Consider the following 18,863-nt stretch of genomic DNA (forward strand, 5'->3'; position numbering starts at 1 on the left):
AGGTCTCATAACGGAAAGTTGTTGTGGAGATACCTACTGGATCTTGACACGGACATGGCGATAATGATCCTTGACGGGTGGTTGAAAATGTTTTATAATAACTGTGCTAAGAACAGATAGTTGTAGGGGAGTAGCTCAATTGGTAGAGCAACGGTCTCCAAAACCGTAGGTTGCGGGTTCGAGTCCTGTCTCCCCTGCCAGAGTGAGATTGGGCCTTCTCAAAGGAGAAGGCCCTTTGAAATTTTGTAAAGTAGTAAGGCAGGAGATTTCCTCCTGCCTATTTTTCTGCCTCCGCTGCTTTGGCCTTTTTAATGATGTCTTCAGCCAGACGGGCAGGCACTTCTTCGTAGCTGGAGAATTTCATCCGGAAGGAACCCCGCCCCTGGGTCATTGACTTCAGGTCGATAGCGTAGCGATACATTTCTGCCAGCGGTACCAGGGCCTTAACCCGGGAATTCTTCCCGGCCGCTTCCATTCCCAGAATGCGCCCCCGCTTGGTATTAAAGTCACTGATGATGTCACCCATGAAGTTCTCAGGTACAGTAACTTCTACTTCCATGATTGGTTCAAGTAGCACGGGTTTGGCCTGTTGTTGTCCCTTCTTAAAGGCCATGGAGGCGGCAATTTTGAATGCGAGTTCTGATGAATCTACGGGGTGGAACGAACCGTCGTAGAGTACCACTTTTACACCGGTGACGGGGTAACCGGCCAGCACGCCTTCTTGCATGGCCTCTCGTACACCCTTTTCTACTGCAGGTATATATTGTTTTGGTACTGCTCCGCCAAAAATCTCTTCAGTAAATTCGAATGGGGCATCCGCCAGGGGTTCAAGACGAAGCCATACGTGACCGTATTGACCACGCCCACCGGTTTGTTTCTTATGCTTGCCCTCCACCTTGACTTCAGCGCGAATGGTTTCCCTGTAAGGTACTTTCGGAGAATCCATGGTTACATCTACACCGTACTTGCGCTTTAATCTCTCAAGCAGGATATCCAGATGCAACTCTCCCATCCCGGTGAGCAGCGTCTGCTTTGTTTCCGTATTTTTCTCTACCCGGACTGTAGGGTCCTCCTCCAGCAGCTTGGAGAGGGCATCCCCCAGCTTATCTTCATCCCCTTTACTTTTCGGCTGTATGGCTACCGTCAATGTTGGTTCGGGGAAGTTTATTCCTTCCAGCTTCACTGGATGGTCTTTATCACAAAGGGTATCGCCTGTACTGGTGTCCTGGAGTTTAACCAGTACGGCAATGTCGCCCGTAGGCACCTCGTTGGTTGGTGTGGAACTTTTGCCTCGTACGTACAAGATCTGTCCGATCTTCTCCTGTTTATCCTTGGTGCTATTTAGTACGACAGTATCGCTCTTCAAGGTTCCGGTGAAAACGCGGATAAAGTTCATCTTACCCACATAGGGGTCAGCCAGAGTCTTAAAAACAAGACCAGAGAAAGGAGCTCCTTCTTCTGCTGGCGGAGCTGGACAATTTTTCACCAGGAAATCCATCAGGTTGGTTACAGCTATGTTTTTGGTGGCGGAACCGCATAAAATGGGGACTACCTTGCCCGCAACAACTCCTTTTTGCAGACCATGTTTAATTTCTTCGCTGCTTAATTCCTCTCCTTCCAGGTACTTCATCATCAGTTCATCATCAGCTTCTACTGCTGCTTCGATCAACTTTTCACGGTAAGATGGAATTTCTAAGGCCAGATTATCGGGAATGGCAATTTCCTTTGGTTTCCCATTTTCAAAGATGTAAGCCTTTTGTTCTATCAGATCTACGATTCCGGTAAAATCATTGGCCTGGCCGATGGGAAGCTGGATAGGGGCAAAATTGGCAGTAAACCTGGTCTGCAGATCCTCGAGTACTTTATAGAAATTAGCATTTTCACGGTCCATTTTGTTTATGAAGATTACCCGGGATTGATTACCCTGTTCTACCAGATCCCAGATGACTTCAGTCTGCACTTCTACGCCATCAACTGCGGATACCACAAAAAGGGCGGTTTCAACCACCCGCAACACACTGCGCACTTCCCCGATGAAATCGGAGTAACCCGGGGTATCTAAAACGTTTAATTTGCAGTTTAGCCATTCACAGGGCACCAGGCTGGTATGAATAGTCACCTGGCGATTGATTTCCTCAGGATGATAATCGGCAGTGGTAGTACCATCTTCTACCCGGCCCAGTCGGTTGATGGCTCCGGTATTAAAAAGCATTGCCTCCACGAGAGAGGTTTTACCCGCGCCTCCGTGGGCAACCACACCAATATTGCGTAGTTGAGAAGTCTGGTAGTTTTTCAAAATCCCGTTACCTCCTTTTTGTAAATAATGGTTTCCCCCAGGTCTGTATTCTATACTATATCGTAGCCAGAACTGGGCATATCTGGATTGGGCACAAAAAACAGCCCCAACAGGGGTGCCTTTTTATACAAAATCCGTTTCATTGATTGCTTTCTTTAAACTTCTGTTATTCTACGCCATACTCGTAAAATCCTTTGGAAATACAAAAATTTTTTCGACAGGTATTTTAAATGGCTTGACAGGGTTGGCCACATAGGGACGTGAACAAGAACATACATATAGCAAGAGGTGGCAGAATTATGTCCCGGCAATCTTTTGTCTACGGTGCATTTATTCTTTTACTGGCCAGCCTGTGTAACCGTTTAATCGGTTTTGCTTACCAAATTTTAATGATCAGGCTGATCCGCCCTGAAGGGGTTGGCCTTTTCAATATGGTCTACCCTATCTATATTCTGGTACTGGTGCTGGCTACAGCCGGAATTCCGGTGGCGATTTCCAAACTGATGGCTGAAGAGGTAGCCAGGGGTAACCTCCGGGGGGCCTACCGGGTTTTTTCAATAGCCTTTTGGTGTATTTTAGCCAGCAGTTTATTTTTTACCCTGGTGCTTATTCTGGGTGCCCCCCTTCTGCAAAGGTATGTCTTTCCCAACCCAAAAGTGTACTACTGTTTTGTTAGCCTGATCCCGGGTATTATCATCGTATCCCTTTGTTCGGCTTTTCGCGGGTTTTTCCAGGGCCTCCAGCAGATGACCCCTACAGCTGTAACCCAGGTGGTGGAACAGCTGGTTCGCGTAATTGCCGGTTTGGGAATTGCCTGGCTTATGCTTCCCAAAGGAATCGAGTATGCGGCCATGGGGATTTCCCTGGGTGTGGTGTTGGGGGAATTCGTTGGTTTTCTGTTCATGCTGGTCATCTATTTTCAACAACGTCCTCTCCTATCGCCTACTGTCCTTTATTTCCCAGAACCAGCCTTCAAGGTTACCAGTCGAATCTTTGAACTGGCCATACCCGTAACTCTGACACGCTTTGTTTCCACAGGTTTTTTGTCGTTGGATGCCATGCTGATCCCCCGGCGACTTCAGGCTGCAGGTATGAGTTTAAGCGAGGCCACTGGGGTATACGGTCAATTTGTTGGAATCGCCGAGTCTCTCCTGTTTACCCCCAGCATTGTGACCATTTCTTTGGCCACCGCTCTGATTCCTGCTATAAGTGATGCCCTTGCGCAGAATAATCTTTCACTGGTTCGTGGCCGTACAGAAGAAGCTTTACGTTTAACAATGCTTGCCGGACTACCTGCTACTGCCGTTTTTTTCCTGTTGCCCAGGGAGCTGTGTCAGGCAATTTTTGGGTATGCCAACGCCGGAGTTGCTCTGGGGACCCTGGCCCTGGGCGGGCCGTTTCTTTATCTGCAGCAGACTACCACTGGGATCCTGCAGGGGTTGGGTCGTGCTGAAAGGCCATTGCGTAACCTTATGATTGCTGCTGCTTTTAAAGTAACCGGTATTTATTATCTTACAGCTATTCCTGCCCTGGGTATAAGGGGGACAGCTCTTTCGTTATGTGCTGCTTATATCATCATGTCCCTGTTGAACTACCGGGATTTAAAGGAAATTATAGGTCTAAGAGTGGATTTCGGTTATTGCCTGGGTAAACCACTGGTAGCTACAACAGGTATGTCGCTGGTTATGTGGTATGTCCGTAACTTCATGCTGGGTCCCGGCGATCTCTCGCGCACTGGCCTTTTGATTGTACTTTTATTGGGCTCTTTTACCTACCTGTCTTTATTGTTTGTTTTCGGGGGAGTGCACAGCCATGATTTGCGGCGCCTGGCGTCCTTTTTAGGCTGGCATGTTAAAAAATAAAATTAATCTCCTTCCACTGCTGGCGAAAGACTGACAGTGAGCGGTAATCAGTCAGGTCCAGCTGAATTGGAGTGATGGAGATAAAATTTTCTCTTATTGCCTGTACATCGGTATCATTGCCGTTATCTTCCAGATCAAGAGGTTCTCCAGCCATCCAATAATAAATGCGTCCACGTGGATCGGTTCGCTTATGGAAAATATTTACGTAGCGTCTGTTACCCAGGCGTGTGAAGCGTACCCCCCGTGGTTCAGCTACAGGTACATTGATATTTAACAATGTACCCCGGGGCAATCCTTTCTCGATAGTCAGGCCTACCACTTTCCGGGCTACTTCGGCAGCTCTGGTAAAATCGTGGTCGCCATAACTGGCCAAGGAAATGGCTAGAGCCGGAAGACCGTTGATTATTCCTTCAATAGCCGCGGAAACCGTTCCGGAATAAAGAACATCAGTACCCAGATTAGGCCCCTGATTAATTCCTGCAACCACAAGAGCGGGGGGGCCGGGTAACAAATCTTCCACTGCCAGCTTTACACAATCAGCTGGGGTACCATCTACGGCCCAGGCCCTGGCCTTAAGACCATGCATGTTGACCATTTCCAGGCGCAAAGGGCGATGTACGGTAATCCCGTGGCCGGTAGCACTGCGTTCCCGGTCCGGGGCTACGATATAAAGCTCACCCAGTTCCTGCAGGCTTTCGGCCAGGGCTTTTAAACCAGGAGCGTGAATACCGTCGTCATTACTGAGCAAAACAATCATGGTAACCTCCAATATTTTGTGCCTCTATATTTCATAAATTGAGATAATCATGTTGCCATTCTCAGGATCCTTTGTTAAACCAAACATTAATTTCTTATGTTTAAGAGTTTTATTTAAGAAATCAATCACCTTATACAATTCCGGATAGGGAGTAAAACTTTTGGCAGCTATTAATTCCAGTTTGCCTTCTTTTTCCTTCATACTATAACCTCCGAAGGTATTGATTAGCTAGTCCTTGATGAGAGCCAGGGCTTCCGCTCTCGTAGCTTCACTTCTTTGGAAGGAACCACGAACTGCCGAAGTAATGGTTTTTGAACCAGGTTTACGAATCCCCCGCAGAGTCATGCACATATGCTCAGCTTCAATAACAACCAGCACACCTTGTGGGTTAAGCCGACGCATGATGCTGTCCGCGATTTGGCTTGTCAGACGTTCTTGTAATTGAGGACGTTTGGAAAATCCCTCGACCACCCGTGCTAGTTTGGAAAGTCCAGTTACTTTACCCCTCCTCGGTATATATGCCACATGAGCCTTGCCGAAAAAAGGTAGCAAATGATGTTCGCACATTGAGTATATAGGAATATCTTTCACCAGGATCATTTCTTCATGTTCTTCAGTAAATATTTTTTCTAAGTGTAATTCAGGATCTTCCCATAGACCACAGAAAATTTCCTTGTACATTCTTGCTACTCGAGCCGGGGTCTCCCTGAGCCCTTCCCGGTCAGGGTCTTCACCGATAGCTTCAAGGATCATGCGAACCGCTTTCTCAATCTTATCTGTATCAATCATTATTCTCTCCCTCCTCACCTTACAAATAACCCAAAAATTTGTGCGTTTGGGGGATGATCCTGACGTCAGAGAGTCTTTCCAGCGCCCGGGATTGCCAGGTAATTGCTTTTTGCGGGTTCAAACGGGGTTTACCGTCCGGGGTTGTAACCGGTTGAATCACGAGCGGGATATCCCCCACGCTACAAATCAACTCTAAAGCCATCTCTATTTCTTCCTGCTTGCTCTCTTCGCTTACTACCAGCTTAACAAATAAATGTTTTGTACTGGCCAGTTTCAGAAATGCCCTGTGTTCCTGCCAGCAAGGGAGTATGTTGGCGGTTCCCGGTAATTTGATATCCATGGCGATAATGTCTACAAAAGGAAGTAACTGTGCGAGACTATCCGGTAAAGTACCGTTAGTTTCCAGGTAAACGCCCCGCCGGGTCCCCTTGAGGAGGGGAATGAGTTCCAGGAGAAACGATGTATGGAGCAGAGGCTCTCCCCCAGTAAGGCTTATCGAGTGGTGAATGACTGGATTTAATTCCCTGACTTTCGAGGCCACCTCATGAGGAGTCATGGGGTTGGGTAATAACATAAATTCTCGTTGGCCCGGCCGGACTTCCCAGCGACAATGAGGGGGTATGTCCCTGGGAGTGTCACAATAGCTACAGGTCAGGTTACAGCCAGCAAAACGCAAAAAAATTTGCCGGCAACCCAGCCAGATTCCTTCCCCCTGTATGGAAGAGAAAATTTCAATCAGGGGGGCGACCCGGGGTGACAACTAAACCACCCCCTTTACCTTACACCTGGAATGTTTCACGCCCTGCATTTCGTCAGCATAAGCCTGACCAATTGCTTTGGCAAGCTCCGGAATTAATGCTACAGGCCACCCCAGTTCCACCAGCCCCACCGCCGGTACTGGTGTGTTCTCCGCCGTTATATTTAAGGCCATATGGATCATGGTGGATACTGGCGTGCTAGTCGCAATTGAAATTGATAGCTTGCGTTCCTGGTAATATAAGTCATCCCCTGCTCGTTTCAGACCATGTCCTTTTTGCTCCAGAATTTCTTTAATTATGGCCGTTAGCAGACGCTGTCGCAGGACTGCTCTTTCCAAATCGTGATCAAATTGTTCCACGATAAAATGCAACATATCATCGCCGTAAATGGGGGATTGTTTTCGTACATCTTCCAGGTCGACCATGTGTTCGAAATGAACGCGACAGGGTCCCCTGAAGGCCACAATACTATCTCCTAACAGGCCGAAGGAGCGGTAGGCCCAAAGAGATGTCAGTTGTGTGCCGTCATACAGGATGGTGTGGGGGACAAAATAAACATGCATAGATAAATATTACCTCCTGTTCCTATCTACTAAGCCTGCTGCGTTCATAGCCCGGTTCAGTCGCCTGCAACTTTCACAGCGCCCGCACATGGTCTCTCCATCGTAGTAACAGCTCCAGATGAGGTGCCATGGTACTTTCAGACGCTCTCCCAGTTGCACTATTTCCGCCTTGTTCAGCCTGGCGGTGTAGCTGACCACACGCACACCACTGACTGTAGAATATCTCAGGGAGCCATTGATTGCCTCTAGAAAATCGAGGCTGTTATCAGGAAAAGTAACCGCTTCTTCCCGGTTGAAACCGGTCACTACTTGCTCACACCCCAGGGCTTCTGCAAAACTTGCGGCAATGTTAATGAATAAACCGTTTCGGTTTGGTACCCATACTGCAGTAGCGGTAGCCGTAGTTTTACGGGTATCGTTTAAATCTTCTTCTGTGAGTTCCGGTATGGTTTTCTCCCTGTTCACCAGAGCGCTCGTGGTAACCTCGCCCAGAAAGGGCAACTGGATTACCCGGTGAGCCAGTTTATAATAGGCGGCCAGTGCGGAGGCAGCAGCAATTTCTCTTGATGCGGCCCGCTGGCCGTAGTCCATGGTCAGGCATAGTTCTACCCGGCCTTCGCGTAAGGCCTGGGCCATGGAAACGGTGGAATCCAGACCTCCAGAAAGTAAAACGATACTTTTCATGGCAGTCAATCCTCCCGGTAGCTGGCACAGACATCGGGGGATTCCCATATCCGAACTTCATTCACGGTCAAATTGGAGGGCAACTGCGACTTCAATTTATAAAAAATGTAGCGGGCCAGATTCTCTGCAGTAGGGTTAAAATTTTGTCTATTAAACGGGTTTAAGTCATTCAAATAGCTATGATCCAGTTCCTCTACTATCTTTCCCACCAGTTCCTTTAAGTTTCGAAAGTCGATAAGCATACCGCAAGAATCCAGTTCCCTTCCCCCTACTGAAACCTCTACGGTCCAGGTATGTCCATGCAGTCGAGCACATTGGCCCTGGTAGTTGACCAGACGGTGGGCAGCTGAAAAACGTTTAATTACGGTCAGTTGGTACATATGTTTAATTCCTCCACCGAGTAGTATAACTCAGCCACCTGAATTTTAACTATTTCGCCACCCTTCCCTAACGTCCTGCTGATTCTGACGGAACAAAGACAAAAAACCGTCAGGAAAAACAAAGATGGCGGTAATTTTGTTGGGAATAACCGCCATTAAAGGATAATACTATTAAGATTAAGAGATTCCAAATTAATTTCCAAATAAGTCTTAAGAAGAAATCCCGAGAGCCCTGTTATAACATTCAACAGCTTCTGAGATCCGCCCCATCTCGTTAAGTACGTTTCCGCGCATGCCCCAGGTTTCCGGACAGCAGGGTTGCCGGGCCAATATCTGGTCACATATGGAAATAGCTTCGTTGTAGCATTTCAACTTGACCAAGCATGCTGCCTTGTTCAGGAGAATTATCTGATTATCCGGGTCCACTCTCAGTGCCCGGTCGTAGAGCTGGAGGGCTTCTTCGCACCTGCCCAATTCATCCAGGCACAAGGCATAGTTGTTCAAGGTTGTGGAGTCGTTGGAGTTGCAACGCAGGGCGTTTTCATAACAAGAAAGAGCTTTTTGATATAAGTGAGCCCTGTGGTAGCAGGAGGCCAGATTGGAAAGTACGGTTGGGTCGCCCGGACACATTTCCTTGGCCAGTTCATAACAAGCAATGGCCTCCTCATATCGTCCCAAATGAGAGAAACTGTACCCCTTGTTATTCATAATTTCTGCGTTGTTCAGTCCCCCGGCCTGTGCCCGCTGGTAGTACTCTAGAGCTTCTTCGTGGCGGCCCATCTTACTGGCTGCAAGGCCCATATTGAAATATAGTTCAGGACTGGCCCCCTTGCAGAGTAAAACCTGTCGGAAAATGGTAAGGGCTTCCTCGACCCTTCCCATTTCAAGTAGTTGCACGCCTATCTCATCTAGAGGTGGTGTCTCGGGCGGTCCCTGAAATAGAACTCCTAACCGGCCTAAAAAGCGGGGCCAAGAATTTTTTCTTTCTTTGGAGGTACTGGCAGGGTCTATCTCTTCTTCAACCAGAGGGCAAGCGCCGGTTCGTTTGATCAACCGGGAAGCATTGAAAGTATGCTGGTTAGTCCGGTTAAGCCAGTACAGGAGACTTACCTTACCCTGTTCGCCGGTTACCTTTTTCCAGTGCAGGATTGCCCTGTCCAAACGGCCTCGTTTCAAGCAGAGCCTTGTTGCATGCAGATGGAGTGTTGCTTGTCTGGGCTTAAGCCGCATGGCCCGATCAATCCAGCGCAGGGCATATTCGTCAGCCCCCAGGGTTTCAAGGATGCGGGCCCCTACTTGCCACAAAACTGCCAAGGCATTCTGGCGCTTCTGTGCAGGTAGCAGGTTCCACATCTGAATCGCTCCTTTTTTTATTTAACTCCCCACTTATTTCTTTCCTGTTACTGGTTTTTCCTGCTAATAACTGTAACTTTATTTCTTCAAATATTTTCTTCTTGCGACAGGAGCCTTCAAACTAAAAACCGGACATCACACTTTGCCTCCAGTTTCTGAGATAGGCTTTTGAATTCCTGCGTCAAAAGGTCACACGGGTTGGATAAAAAAATCCCTGGCCAGTTGATAAGCCAGGAACCGCTGGTTTGAATTACTCTTGGTCATATTGTTTAAACATACCGGAAAACTTACGCAACCGAAATTCTGTTCCCAATTTAAAAGCAATTTCCCTGCACTTTTCCACATCCACTCCGGGCCATTCAACAACCGACAGGATCACCCTGGGAATTTGTCCAACACAAGAGCGGGTAAAATCTAATACGGCCTGGTAGGCTTTTTCCCCATATATGGGCCTGCAAATTTCCAGGTAGCGTTCTGCCGAATGTGCGTTTAAGCTAATAGAGATGGCATCTACCAGGTTTTTCAATTCCGGGACCACATTCTTTTGATAAATGAGATTCGCCTGTCCGTTAGTATTAATTCTGACTTGTCCCCCTTTTTTCTTTAATTGTTCTGCTATCTTGATGACTGCTTCCAGGCGCATTAGGGGCTCCCCATAACCACAGAAAACTACTTCCCGGTAAATGGTAGGGTCTTGTACAGCCTTTAGGACTTCTTCCGGGGATGGCTCCTGTTTCAGCCAGAGATTATAACCAATACCTGCGGTAGTATGGCGGATGCAGAACAGGCAGTTGTTTGTGCACCGGTTGGTGATATTTAAATATAGATTTTGCCCCAGTGGATAAGCCACAACTTGTTTTAAAACTTCCCTTTTCCAACCAAAATTATTCATATTTACCATGGTCACCTACTATAGATGAAAATAAAACATGGAGGTGATCTACTTTGTTTAACCAGGAAACTCCTGGTTCCTTTAGCATTTGGGAGGTGTTAAGGGGAACTCTTTTAGGGCTGGCAGTGTCCTTTCTGGGCAGTGTTTTAATTGGTGCAGCTTATTATTTTACCAGCCTTGCTGAAAGCAGTCTGCCCTGGTTTGCCGCAGGTCTATTTTTCTTCAGTGTACTGGTGGGAGCGTGCTCCGCTGCCAGCCGGGCTGGGAATCGGGGTTTGTTTCACGGTTTAGGGGTGGCGGTATTATTTTTTCTCGTAACCTGGTTGCTTGCCACTACCTTGATACCATCTCAGGTTATGCCCGTTTCCCTGTTCCAAAAGTTAATCCTGTCTCTCGTGGCTGGTGCTCTGGGAGGTATACTGGGGGTGGGCTTTAGCGATCAGAATTAGTTCTATACTTCTACATGATTGTAGTGAAATCCTTTTTAACGCAGTAGCAGGGTTATGCCCAGCAAGATCCCTCCCACGCTTAAAAGAAACAGCCCCACATAAATGCGCCAACGTGACGCCCTGGTCATGCTGATCACCCCGGGAAAAATAAGAGCTTGCATTTATTATATGTGGAGAAAAAGACACCGGTCTTTAAAGGACGGTGTCTTTATTCTTCCAGGATTGAGACAGGTGCTTCCTTTGGTTCCTGAGGGGTTCTCATAGCCATTTTTTTAAAGAGCTATCTTTCCATACCATACAGGGGTTGGAAACTTTAAAATTCCGGTGGTAGCTGTTTCAGCTGGCTCAAGTAAAAGACAGGTCCGTCCAGACATACATACTTGCTGCCGATGTTACAGCGGCCACATTTGCCAATTCCGCATTTCATTTTTAGTTCCAGGGTTGTTATGACCTGATCGTCGGAAAAGCCCATCTTTTCGAGGGCCTGCAATACAAACTTGATCATAATTGGGGGGCCGCAGGTAATGGCATACTTGTTTTCCGGGGAGGGATTAATCTCCTCCAGGTAGGCCGGGACAAACCCTACATGTCCCTCCCAGCCCGGTTCAGCCCGGTCGATGGTGGTGTAAACGGTAGTGCCCGGCATTTGGGGCCAGCGTTCGAGGATATCGTATTTAAAACAAAGGTCATCCATAGACCGGGCGCCGTAGATAATGTCTACCTTTCCATAATCCCCCCTGTTTTCCTCATCCAGCACAAAATCAATGAGTGCTCTCAAGGGAGCCAGGCCAATGCCACCGCCAATGAACAAAAGATCTTTTCCTTTCATTACTTCGTAAGGAAAGTGATTACCATAAGGACCGCGTATACCGACTTTATTGCCCGGTTCCAGACTATGCAGAGCACCGGTTAGCATGCCCACCTTTTTTACGCTAAACTCCAGGATGCCTTTCCTTGTAGGTGAGGAGGTGATGGAAATGGTAGCTTCCCCTACACCAAACACTGAGACTTGGGCTACCTGGCCCGGCTTTTGCTGGAAGCCTTCCATTACCGCAGGGTCATCAAAGACCATCTGAAAAGTTTTTACATCCGGTGTTTCATCAATAATCTTTACGATGGTGGCTGGATAAGGCTTTAAGGGATTGCGACAGTGGCAGTTACTCATGTTTGGCCACCTCCTGAAGGTCAGCAATGATCTGTCGGATGTCAATATTTACCGGACATTTGCTGACGCAGCGGCCACACCCGACACATCCGTTCAAGTTGTAACGGTCCTGGTGATATTTCAGTTTGTGCAGAAAACGGTTGCGTACCCGTTCCTTCTGGGTGGGCCGGGGATTATGTCCACCGGCCATACGGGTAAAGTGGCTAAACATGCAGGAATCCCAGCAGCGGGACCGAATTCCCGATTCCCCATCCGGACTTTGGTCAAAGATATCGAAACAATGACAGGTCGGGCAGATATAGGTGCAGATACCACAGCCCAGGCAGCGGCGGGCAAGCTCGTCCCAGTAAGGCAATTCGAAATGTTGATCCAGGAATTCCTTGACACCAGTTGTGTCCAGATTACAGGTAAACTGCCCGACTAATTCTCTTTCCAGTCGCTCTCGCGCTTCTGTTACCCGGTCTTCCCGGTCAATGTCAAAATACTTCTGGTATCTATTGATCAATTCTTCTCCCCGTGGAGTTAATATTTCGATGCCGTAACCTTTGTCCATCTCTGTTAATAACAGGTCGGCTCCCTTTCCATCGGTGGGGCCTCCTCCCATAGAGGTACAAAAGCAATGGGGTCCCACCCTGGTACAGGATAAACCTACCAGGATGGTATCCTGTCGTCGTTTCTGATAATAGCAATCCTGGTACGCACCATTAAAAACTGGATCCAGAGCCAGGATTCCTTTAATGTCGCAGGGGCGGATCCCAAAGATTACAGCTGGTCCCGGAGTTTGAACGTCGGCGAGGTTAATCTGACCATCGCCAGTCGAAAAGAAAAACATTTCTTCCGTCTGAGGGAAAAGCCAGCTCTTTGGGGACACTGTGCTATTGGTGTAAGCCAGGTCTATCTCTGCAAAGCCGCTCACCGGTTTGAATAAAGAAACGGTTTCTTCTTCCCTGACGGGAGCGATTAAGGTATAATCCCTGGCCAGTGTATCGAGCCAGGTACCCAAGTTGTCACTTGAGATGGTGTATGTTTTCATTTTACGTCCCCCCTCTACATAAATTCATCAGGATCGGAATTATTAAATGTTCCTAACGGCGACAATTCTTCCAAACTGCTACCCGGAGTGGGGACGTTGAACAGGTCCTTTATATCCTTTAATATCTTCCGGTTGAGGAGCGAAAGAGGTATATTTACCGGACATACCCTTTCGCACTCACCACAATCCACGCACCGGCCGGCTACGTGAAAGGCCCGGATCAGGTGAAAAGCAGTATTCTCTGAAAGATTGTTGGCTTTGGCCACCCAGCGAGGTTCCGCCTGGTCAAACACACATTCGCGGCAGGTGCAGGCCGGGCAAACATTGCGGCAGGCGTAACACCGCAGACACCGGCTGAACTGTTTATCCCAGTATGCGCTCCTTTCTTTTACTGGTAACTGTTCCAGTGTTTTTACCCCTATAAAGGGATCCTCCGGAACGCTGGGTGGTATTTCTTCACCGAGCATAAAATCAGCGATTACGGGGGTGTGGTGTTCGCAGTTCCGGCATTTATCAAGCAAGGCTTCGTCCCGGGTGAAAGTGAAACTTCCTTTCCCCGTCTGCAGGGAAAAACCCCGCTCATTAACAGTCGCTGCTGTAATCGATGTTCCCGGATCAAGGTTGGCTGCTACCAGATCTGATTTAATCAAGCCCGGGCAAGGGATGCCCAGAATGATCACTTTTTCCCGGGTGATCTGGTTATCCTGTAACAGGCGTATGATGGCCCTGGAGTCGCAGCCCTTGACCACCACGGCCACTTTTCCAGGTTCATTACGGTAATCCAGCAGGTATTTTACCAGGTTGTTTACGCAAAGTGGATTCCAGATCAGCCTGTCTACTTCTTCTTCCTTTCTGATAAAAGCGGGAACTACCCGGCTTACTTCACTACCCGGGGCATAACCGATTACCAGGCTGACCTCCCCACCGGCCAACAATTTTCGCGCTACCTCTCTCAAATTTTCCTGAGTTTTCATTAGTTCACTCATTCAACACTCACCCCGGTGGAAACAGCAGCAGGTTTCTGTAATGGTTTTTGCCTCATTTTGGTATTTGGCCCCAGGGTTTTAATTTGTTCCGTAATATCCTTTACTGTTTGAGCAAACTTGGCTCCTTCAGAACCGCTGATCCAGCGGGCCTGGAAGCGACCAGGTTCAAAACCGACATATTCCAGTAAACGCTTAAAGATAAGGTAGCGCCGGCGTGTAAAATAGTTGCCACTAACATAGTGGCAATCGCCCGGGTGTCACCCGCTGACCAACACGCCGTCGGCTCCTCTCTGGAAGGCACGCAGTATAAAGACGGGATTAACCCTTCCCGAGCAGGGGACCCGGATTATCCGAATTGATGCGGGATAGTTCAAACGGCTGATGCCAGCCAGATCGGCACCAGCGTAACTGCACCAGTTGCAGCAAAAACCAATAATTTTAGGTTCCCATTGTTCTGTTACAGACACAACGCGTCCACCTCCGCCAGCAACTGCTTATTAGTAAAGCCTTTGACATTGATTGCCCCGGCCCTGCAAGCTACGGTACAGGCACCGCATCCCTGGCATAGCCCGGTGTTAACACTGGCCACCGTGCGTTCAACTGTTTTACCGCCCACCCGTTCGCTGACCGTTGTCGTTTCAATGGCCCGGTAGGGACAAACGTTTTTACACTCCAGGCAACCGGAACACAGGGCCTGATTGACGTGGGCAATCGTGGGTTCAACGGCCATTTCGCTGTGGGAGAACAATGCGCATACTTTGGCTGCGGCCGCGCTGGCCTGAGCAACAGTATCTGGGATATCTTTAGGTCCCTGACAGGCTCCAGCCAGGAATACACCCGCAGTATTGGTTTCTACCGGTCTTAGTTTCGGGTGGCTTTCCATAAAGAACCCGTCCTGGTCGGTAGAAAAACCTACTATGCGGGCAAGTTCAGCCGCTCCTTTGCTGGGTACCATGGCCGTCGCCAGCACTACCAGATCCGCGACAACCTCTACCGGTCGCCCCAAAAGGGTGTCCACGCCCATGACAACCAGGTGGTCACCTTCAGGGTATATTTTAGATACCCTGCCGCGGATGTACCGGGCACCTTCATGGACCGTACGCAGGTAAAATTCTTCGTAAGCCTTACCCGGGGTACGAACATCCATATAAAAAACGTAAACTCTTGATCCCGGTATTTTTTCCAATACTTGATGCGCATGTTTTGCAGTGTACATACAGCAGGTTCTGGAGCAGTATTCCTTCCCTTTTGCTGCATCTCGTGAACCTACACATTTTATGAAAACTACGTTTTTCGGTTCTTTACCATCGGAAGGTCTTACGATTTTTCCTCCAGTAGGGCCGGAGGCGTTATTCAGCCTTTCAAATTGTAGCCCGCTGATTACGTCCGGGTAACGTCCGTAACCATATTCACCGTAGACCTGTTCCCATTCAAATAGATCGTAGCCGGTGGCTAAGACAATTGCTCCGACCTGTTCCTTGATAAGCTGATCTTCCTGCTGGTAATCGATTGCCTGTGCCGGACAAACCTTTTGACAAACACCACATTTACCCTTGGTGAATTGCCTGCAATTTTGTCGGTCTATAACAGGTTTGTTGGGTACGGCCTGGGGAAAGCTGATGTAAATAGCTTTGCGCATTCCCAATCCCAGATTGTACTCACTGACCACCCGGGTGGGACATTTTTCCCAGCACGTACCACACCCTGTGCATTTACTATGATCTACGAAGCGCGCCTTTTGCCTGATGGTAACTTCAAAATTACCAATATAACCTTCAACCTTTTCTACCTCTGCATAAGTAAAGAGAGTTATATTAGGGTGCTGCGCCGCAGCAACCATCTTTGGTGTGCTAATTCAGGCCGAACAGTCCAGGGTGGGGAATGTTTTGTCAAGCATGGCCATTTTTCCGCCAATAGTAGGCTCTCTTTCCACCAGGATTACCTGGTAACCGGCATCAGCAATGTCCAGGGCGGCCTGAATACCGGCAATACCGCCTCCGATTACCAGAGCTCGCTTGGTAATCGGAATCATGGATTCAAAGAGAGGTTCCAGATTGCCAGCCTTAAATACCGCCCGCCGGATTAATTCAATAGCTTTTTTTGTGGCTTTTTCCGGTTCCAATTGATGTACCCAGGCACATTGTTCCCGGATGTTGGCCATTTCTAACAGATAGGGGTTCAATCCGGCCCGGGTGAGGGTCTTGCGGAAGGTAGCTTCATGGAGACGTGGAGAGCAGGAAGCTACCACCACCCGGTCCAGGCGGTATTCCCGTACCGCCTGGATAATGGTTTCCTGTCCGGGCTCAGAACACATGTATTTGTAATCGGTTGCATAAACCACACCCGGAAACTTGGAAACCGTCTCCACGACCCGTGGTATGTCTACCACTGCGCCGATGTTCAGACCACACCAGCAGACAAAAACACCGATACGCTGCATCCTTCTCTCGCTCCTCGTGTGTGATAGTCTAACCAACCAGTTTGAGTACCTGGCTGGTATCTACAAAATGAGTGTGCATGCTCAAGTCCTGTGGATTCAGACCCATGGCCATCCCCAGAAGTTGTGTAAAATAGAATACAGGCAGGTGGTAATTGGTGCCCCGAAGCCTGTTGACCTTGAGCTGGCGCATATCAAGGTTGAAATGGCACAGCGGACAGGCACATACCAGGCAGTTGGCACCGGAGAGTGCTGCCGCTTTGAGAATACGGGAAACCATGGGAATAGCCACTTCTTCATTGTTGACTGCCAGGGATGCTCCACAGCATTCTGTTTTATGTGACCAGTCCACTGTCTCCGCCCCGGCAGCCTGCATAAGCTTTTCTATAATTTGTGGGTTTTCGGAATCGTCGATCCGTATGGTTCGGGGTCGCACCAGGAGGCAACCATAATAAGCAGCTATTTTCAGGCCTTTTAAGGGCCTTACTATTTGCGCCTGTATCTGTTCTAAACCAACGGAACTGATTGCTTCCAGGATGGATACCACCCTGATTTTGCCGTGAAAAGGTCTTCCTGTGATTTCATTAATCTTCTCCCTTAACTGCGGCTTATGGGTCAGTTCATGGCAAGCCATGGCCAGACGCTGGTAACAGGCAGCACAGGGTGCGGTTATGTCGTAACCTGTTTCTTCAGCCAGGGCGAGATTACGGGCAGGTAAAGCCAACGCCAGAAGGTGGCTCGTACTGTGCGCGGCGGTGGCCCCGCAACAGCTCCAGTCGGGGACTTCCATGAGTTCGATGCCCAGGTGTTTGCTTACCGCCCGGGTTGAAACATCGTATTCTTTACCGCTGGCTTCCAAACTGCAGCCCGGGTAATAGGCGAACTTCACGTTTAAACCTCCTTCTCCGTCTGGTGTACTTTTTCAAAAATCCGGTTGACCTCTTCCAGGCCCCGTGGTTTAGTTACCCATAACTTTAACTTACCCCGTCTTAACATGGTTAATCCTGTATCAGTTTCCCGGAAAGGATGGCCGGTTTTAAGGTTAAAGATGGCCATAGTGGCAAGTTCAAATAAGCGCCCGTACTTCTGAATGGACTTCAGGAAATTATTGTTAAACAGGACTACATTACGACTTCTGCCTGGAGGTACTATCCCCTTTTGCCGGGCCATAATCCGCAGAGTATCCATTACCATTGCCACGTCGATGTTCCTGGGACAGCGGACTGTACAGGTAACACAGGAGGCACAGAGCCAGATGCTCTGACAACGAAGCACTTCCTCTTTCAGTCCCATTTGCACCAAACGCATTACCTGATGGGGCATAAAGTCGTAGGCGAAGGAGACCGGGCACCCGGCGGTACATTTACCACACTGGTAACAATTTTCCACTGCCTGTCCGCTTTCCCGGGACAGACGTTCGATGAAATCCCTGTCTTCGATTTCGTTGAGCCTGATGGTTTCCATTTTATCCCCTCTTTAATAAGCTTGTGTAAGCCGGCTCGAGAGCCTCTTTAATGCATTTGGATTTGTTTCGAATATGATGGGCACCTGTTTCGCCAGCAAAATAAATGCTATTCACTTATTAAGATATACTTTCTACGCCAAAATAAAAAATCCTTTTTTAAAAAAAATCTCCGCTAAAAAATAACGGAGATTTATTGCTTGAACTTTTTAGAAAAAGTTAAAAGGACAGGCCTGACCTGTCCCTGTTCCTATTTCCAAACCCTCAACAAAAGGGCTCGAATGAAGGATGGCAGTCGCACGAAATACACGCGCAAGACAACTCACCCCTTTTACTTTGTTAGTCTTTAATATAGTATGTACCGTTCGTCGAAATGTGACAGTTTTAGAAATAAATTTTCCTGTTTTGACTGATGAGAGGGGGGGAAATTCCAGCAGGACTAACTATCATGGTAGGCAAACCAGTGGGCGATTCGCTTCAAAATTAAGGTGTGCTCTCCCCGGATGTGGCTTTTTAGAGGCAGAGAATGTAAAAATTTGCGTCCATATTTCTTAGACAAAATGCGTTCATCTAAAACCACCACTACACCCCGGTCATGGGATGTCCGGATTAGCCGGCCGAAGCCCTGTTTAAAGCGAATAATAGCCTGGGGCAGGCTGAAATCGTGGAAACCATCTTTTCCGTGGAAAGCAAGCTCCTCCATACGTGCTTCTACCAGTGGAACGTGAGGAGCCCAAAAGGGGAGTTTGACTATGACCACGCAGCTCAACGCTGGTCCGGGGATATCCACTCCCTCCCAGAAGCTGGACGCTCCCATCAGGATGGCCCTTTCAGAATTACAAAACGCTTCTATTAGTTGCCAGTGGTTACCATCGAGATTATGGCCAAGGAGACAAATATCCTTTTCTTCACATGCCGGCTTTAACCTGTGGTAGGTTTCCCGCAGTGCCCGGTGGGACGTATAAAGGACCAGCATGCGACCTGCCGTAACTTCAGC

21 protein-coding genes and 1 tRNA gene are annotated in these 18,863 nt (G+C 48.4%); 3 read left to right on the forward strand and 19 right to left on the reverse strand.

Annotated features, from left to right (window positions below; genetic code table 11):
- Nucleotides 1–124 precede the first annotated feature (124 nt).
- Nucleotides 125–200, forward strand: a tRNA-Trp gene (locus ACPLUI_RS02185).
- A gap of 77 nt (nucleotides 201–277) precedes the next feature.
- Here the strand turns inward: ACPLUI_RS02185 and fusA are convergent.
- Entirely contained in the window at nucleotides 278–2,296 is a 2,019-nt protein-coding gene (fusA, locus tag ACPLUI_RS02190) for an elongation factor G (protein WP_424658635.1), read from the reverse strand.
- A gap of 299 nt (nucleotides 2,297–2,595) precedes the next feature.
- Between fusA and spoVB the strand changes: the two genes are divergently transcribed.
- Entirely contained in the window at nucleotides 2,596–4,158 is a 1,563-nt protein-coding gene (gene spoVB / locus ACPLUI_RS02195; protein ID WP_424658636.1) for a stage V sporulation protein B, read from the forward strand.
- On the opposite strand, the gene surE is transcribed toward spoVB, so the two are convergent.
- The 9 genes from surE to ACPLUI_RS02240 all read right to left on the reverse strand — a co-directional run bounded on the left by surE (nucleotide 4,148) and on the right by ACPLUI_RS02240 (nucleotide 10,334).
- Entirely contained in the window at nucleotides 4,148–4,915 is a 768-nt protein-coding gene (gene surE / locus ACPLUI_RS02200) for a 5'/3'-nucleotidase SurE (protein ID WP_424658637.1), read from the reverse strand. The two genes, spoVB and surE, sit on opposite strands and share 11 nt — an antisense overlap.
- Before the next feature lie 24 nt (nucleotides 4,916–4,939).
- Nucleotides 4,940–5,116, reverse strand: coding sequence for a YpmA family protein (locus ACPLUI_RS02205; protein ID WP_424658638.1), 177 nt, complete (start codon nucleotides 5,114–5,116; stop codon nucleotides 4,940–4,942).
- 27 nt (nucleotides 5,117–5,143) lie between these two features.
- Nucleotides 5,144–5,704: a GTP cyclohydrolase I FolE gene (gene folE / locus ACPLUI_RS02210; protein WP_424658639.1), complete on the reverse strand. Its 561-nt coding sequence runs from the start codon at nucleotides 5,702–5,704 to the stop codon at nucleotides 5,144–5,146.
- A gap of 19 nt (nucleotides 5,705–5,723) precedes the next feature.
- Nucleotides 5,724–6,464: a 7-carboxy-7-deazaguanine synthase QueE gene (locus tag ACPLUI_RS02215; RefSeq protein WP_424658640.1), complete on the reverse strand. Its 741-nt coding sequence runs from the start codon at nucleotides 6,462–6,464 to the stop codon at nucleotides 5,724–5,726.
- On the reverse strand, nucleotides 6,465–7,025 hold the full coding sequence (locus ACPLUI_RS02220; protein WP_424658641.1) for a DUF366 family protein: 561 nt from the start codon (nucleotides 7,023–7,025) through the stop codon (nucleotides 6,465–6,467).
- A gap of 9 nt (nucleotides 7,026–7,034) precedes the next feature.
- Nucleotides 7,035–7,709, reverse strand: a complete 675-nt coding sequence (gene queC, locus ACPLUI_RS02225) for a 7-cyano-7-deazaguanine synthase QueC (protein ID WP_424658642.1) — start codon at nucleotides 7,707–7,709, stop codon at nucleotides 7,035–7,037.
- Between the two features lie 5 nt (nucleotides 7,710–7,714).
- Nucleotides 7,715–8,089 carry a 6-carboxytetrahydropterin synthase QueD gene (queD, locus tag ACPLUI_RS02230; protein WP_424658643.1) on the reverse strand — a complete coding sequence of 125 codons (375 nt, stop codon included), beginning with the start codon at nucleotides 8,087–8,089 and terminating at the stop codon, nucleotides 7,715–7,717.
- A gap of 210 nt (nucleotides 8,090–8,299) precedes the next feature.
- The gene (locus tag ACPLUI_RS02235; protein ID WP_424658644.1) at nucleotides 8,300–9,442 is read right to left on the reverse strand and encodes a tetratricopeptide repeat protein; all 1,143 of its coding nucleotides are present in this window, start codon (nucleotides 9,440–9,442) and stop codon (nucleotides 8,300–8,302) included.
- A 250-nt stretch (nucleotides 9,443–9,692) separates the two neighbouring features.
- Nucleotides 9,693–10,334: a TatD family nuclease-associated radical SAM protein gene (locus ACPLUI_RS02240; RefSeq protein ID WP_424658645.1), complete on the reverse strand. Its 642-nt coding sequence runs from the start codon at nucleotides 10,332–10,334 to the stop codon at nucleotides 9,693–9,695.
- Nucleotides 10,335–10,387: 53 nt separating this feature from the next.
- Here ACPLUI_RS02240 and ACPLUI_RS02245 point away from each other — a divergent pair, with 53 nt between their 5' ends.
- Entirely contained in the window at nucleotides 10,388–10,783 is a 396-nt protein-coding gene (locus ACPLUI_RS02245) for a TIGR04086 family membrane protein (protein WP_424658646.1), read from the forward strand.
- A gap of 35 nt (nucleotides 10,784–10,818) precedes the next feature.
- Here ACPLUI_RS02245 and ACPLUI_RS02250 read toward each other — a convergent pair whose 3' ends face one another.
- The 9 genes from ACPLUI_RS02250 to ACPLUI_RS02290 form a co-directional block, all read right to left on the reverse strand.
- On the reverse strand, nucleotides 10,819–10,944 hold the full coding sequence (locus ACPLUI_RS02250; RefSeq protein WP_424658647.1) for a hypothetical protein: 126 nt from the start codon (nucleotides 10,942–10,944) through the stop codon (nucleotides 10,819–10,821).
- 152 nt (nucleotides 10,945–11,096) lie between these two features.
- Nucleotides 11,097–11,948 carry an FAD/NAD(P)-binding protein gene (locus tag ACPLUI_RS02255; RefSeq protein ID WP_424658648.1) on the reverse strand — a complete coding sequence of 284 codons (852 nt, stop codon included), beginning with the start codon at nucleotides 11,946–11,948 and terminating at the stop codon, nucleotides 11,097–11,099.
- Nucleotides 11,941–12,981 (reverse strand): 4Fe-4S dicluster domain-containing protein, encoded by a 1,041-nt coding sequence (locus ACPLUI_RS02260; RefSeq protein WP_424658649.1) that lies wholly within the window; start codon nucleotides 12,979–12,981, stop codon nucleotides 11,941–11,943. The genes ACPLUI_RS02255 and ACPLUI_RS02260 overlap by 8 nt, the downstream gene beginning before the upstream one ends.
- Before the next feature lie 14 nt (nucleotides 12,982–12,995).
- On the reverse strand, nucleotides 12,996–13,967 hold the full coding sequence (locus ACPLUI_RS02265; protein ID WP_424658650.1) for a 4Fe-4S dicluster domain-containing protein: 972 nt from the start codon (nucleotides 13,965–13,967) through the stop codon (nucleotides 12,996–12,998).
- Entirely contained in the window at nucleotides 13,964–14,434 is a 471-nt protein-coding gene (locus tag ACPLUI_RS02270) for a hydrogenase iron-sulfur subunit (protein ID WP_424658651.1), read from the reverse strand. The genes ACPLUI_RS02265 and ACPLUI_RS02270 overlap by 4 nt, the downstream gene beginning before the upstream one ends.
- Nucleotides 14,425–16,407: a 4Fe-4S binding protein gene (locus tag ACPLUI_RS02275; protein WP_424658652.1), complete on the reverse strand. Its 1,983-nt coding sequence runs from the start codon at nucleotides 16,405–16,407 to the stop codon at nucleotides 14,425–14,427. The genes ACPLUI_RS02270 and ACPLUI_RS02275 overlap by 10 nt, the downstream gene beginning before the upstream one ends.
- A 28-nt stretch (nucleotides 16,408–16,435) precedes the next feature.
- Nucleotides 16,436–17,293: a CoB--CoM heterodisulfide reductase iron-sulfur subunit B family protein gene (locus tag ACPLUI_RS02280; protein WP_424658653.1), complete on the reverse strand. Its 858-nt coding sequence runs from the start codon at nucleotides 17,291–17,293 to the stop codon at nucleotides 16,436–16,438.
- Nucleotides 17,294–17,295: 2 nt separating this feature from the next.
- Nucleotides 17,296–17,868, reverse strand: coding sequence for a 4Fe-4S dicluster domain-containing protein (locus ACPLUI_RS02285; RefSeq protein ID WP_424658654.1), 573 nt, complete (start codon nucleotides 17,866–17,868; stop codon nucleotides 17,296–17,298).
- Nucleotides 17,869–18,305: 437 nt separating this feature from the next.
- Nucleotides 18,306–18,863, reverse strand: a 558-nt coding sequence (locus ACPLUI_RS02290; RefSeq protein WP_424658655.1) for an ATP-dependent DNA helicase, incomplete at its 5' end; no start/stop codon positions are given.

Origin of the sequence: Desulfofundulus sp. (genome assembly GCF_049701015.1) — a bacterium.
In the GTDB taxonomy this organism is placed as follows: Bacteria; Bacillota; Desulfotomaculia; order Desulfotomaculales; family Desulfovirgulaceae; genus Desulfofundulus.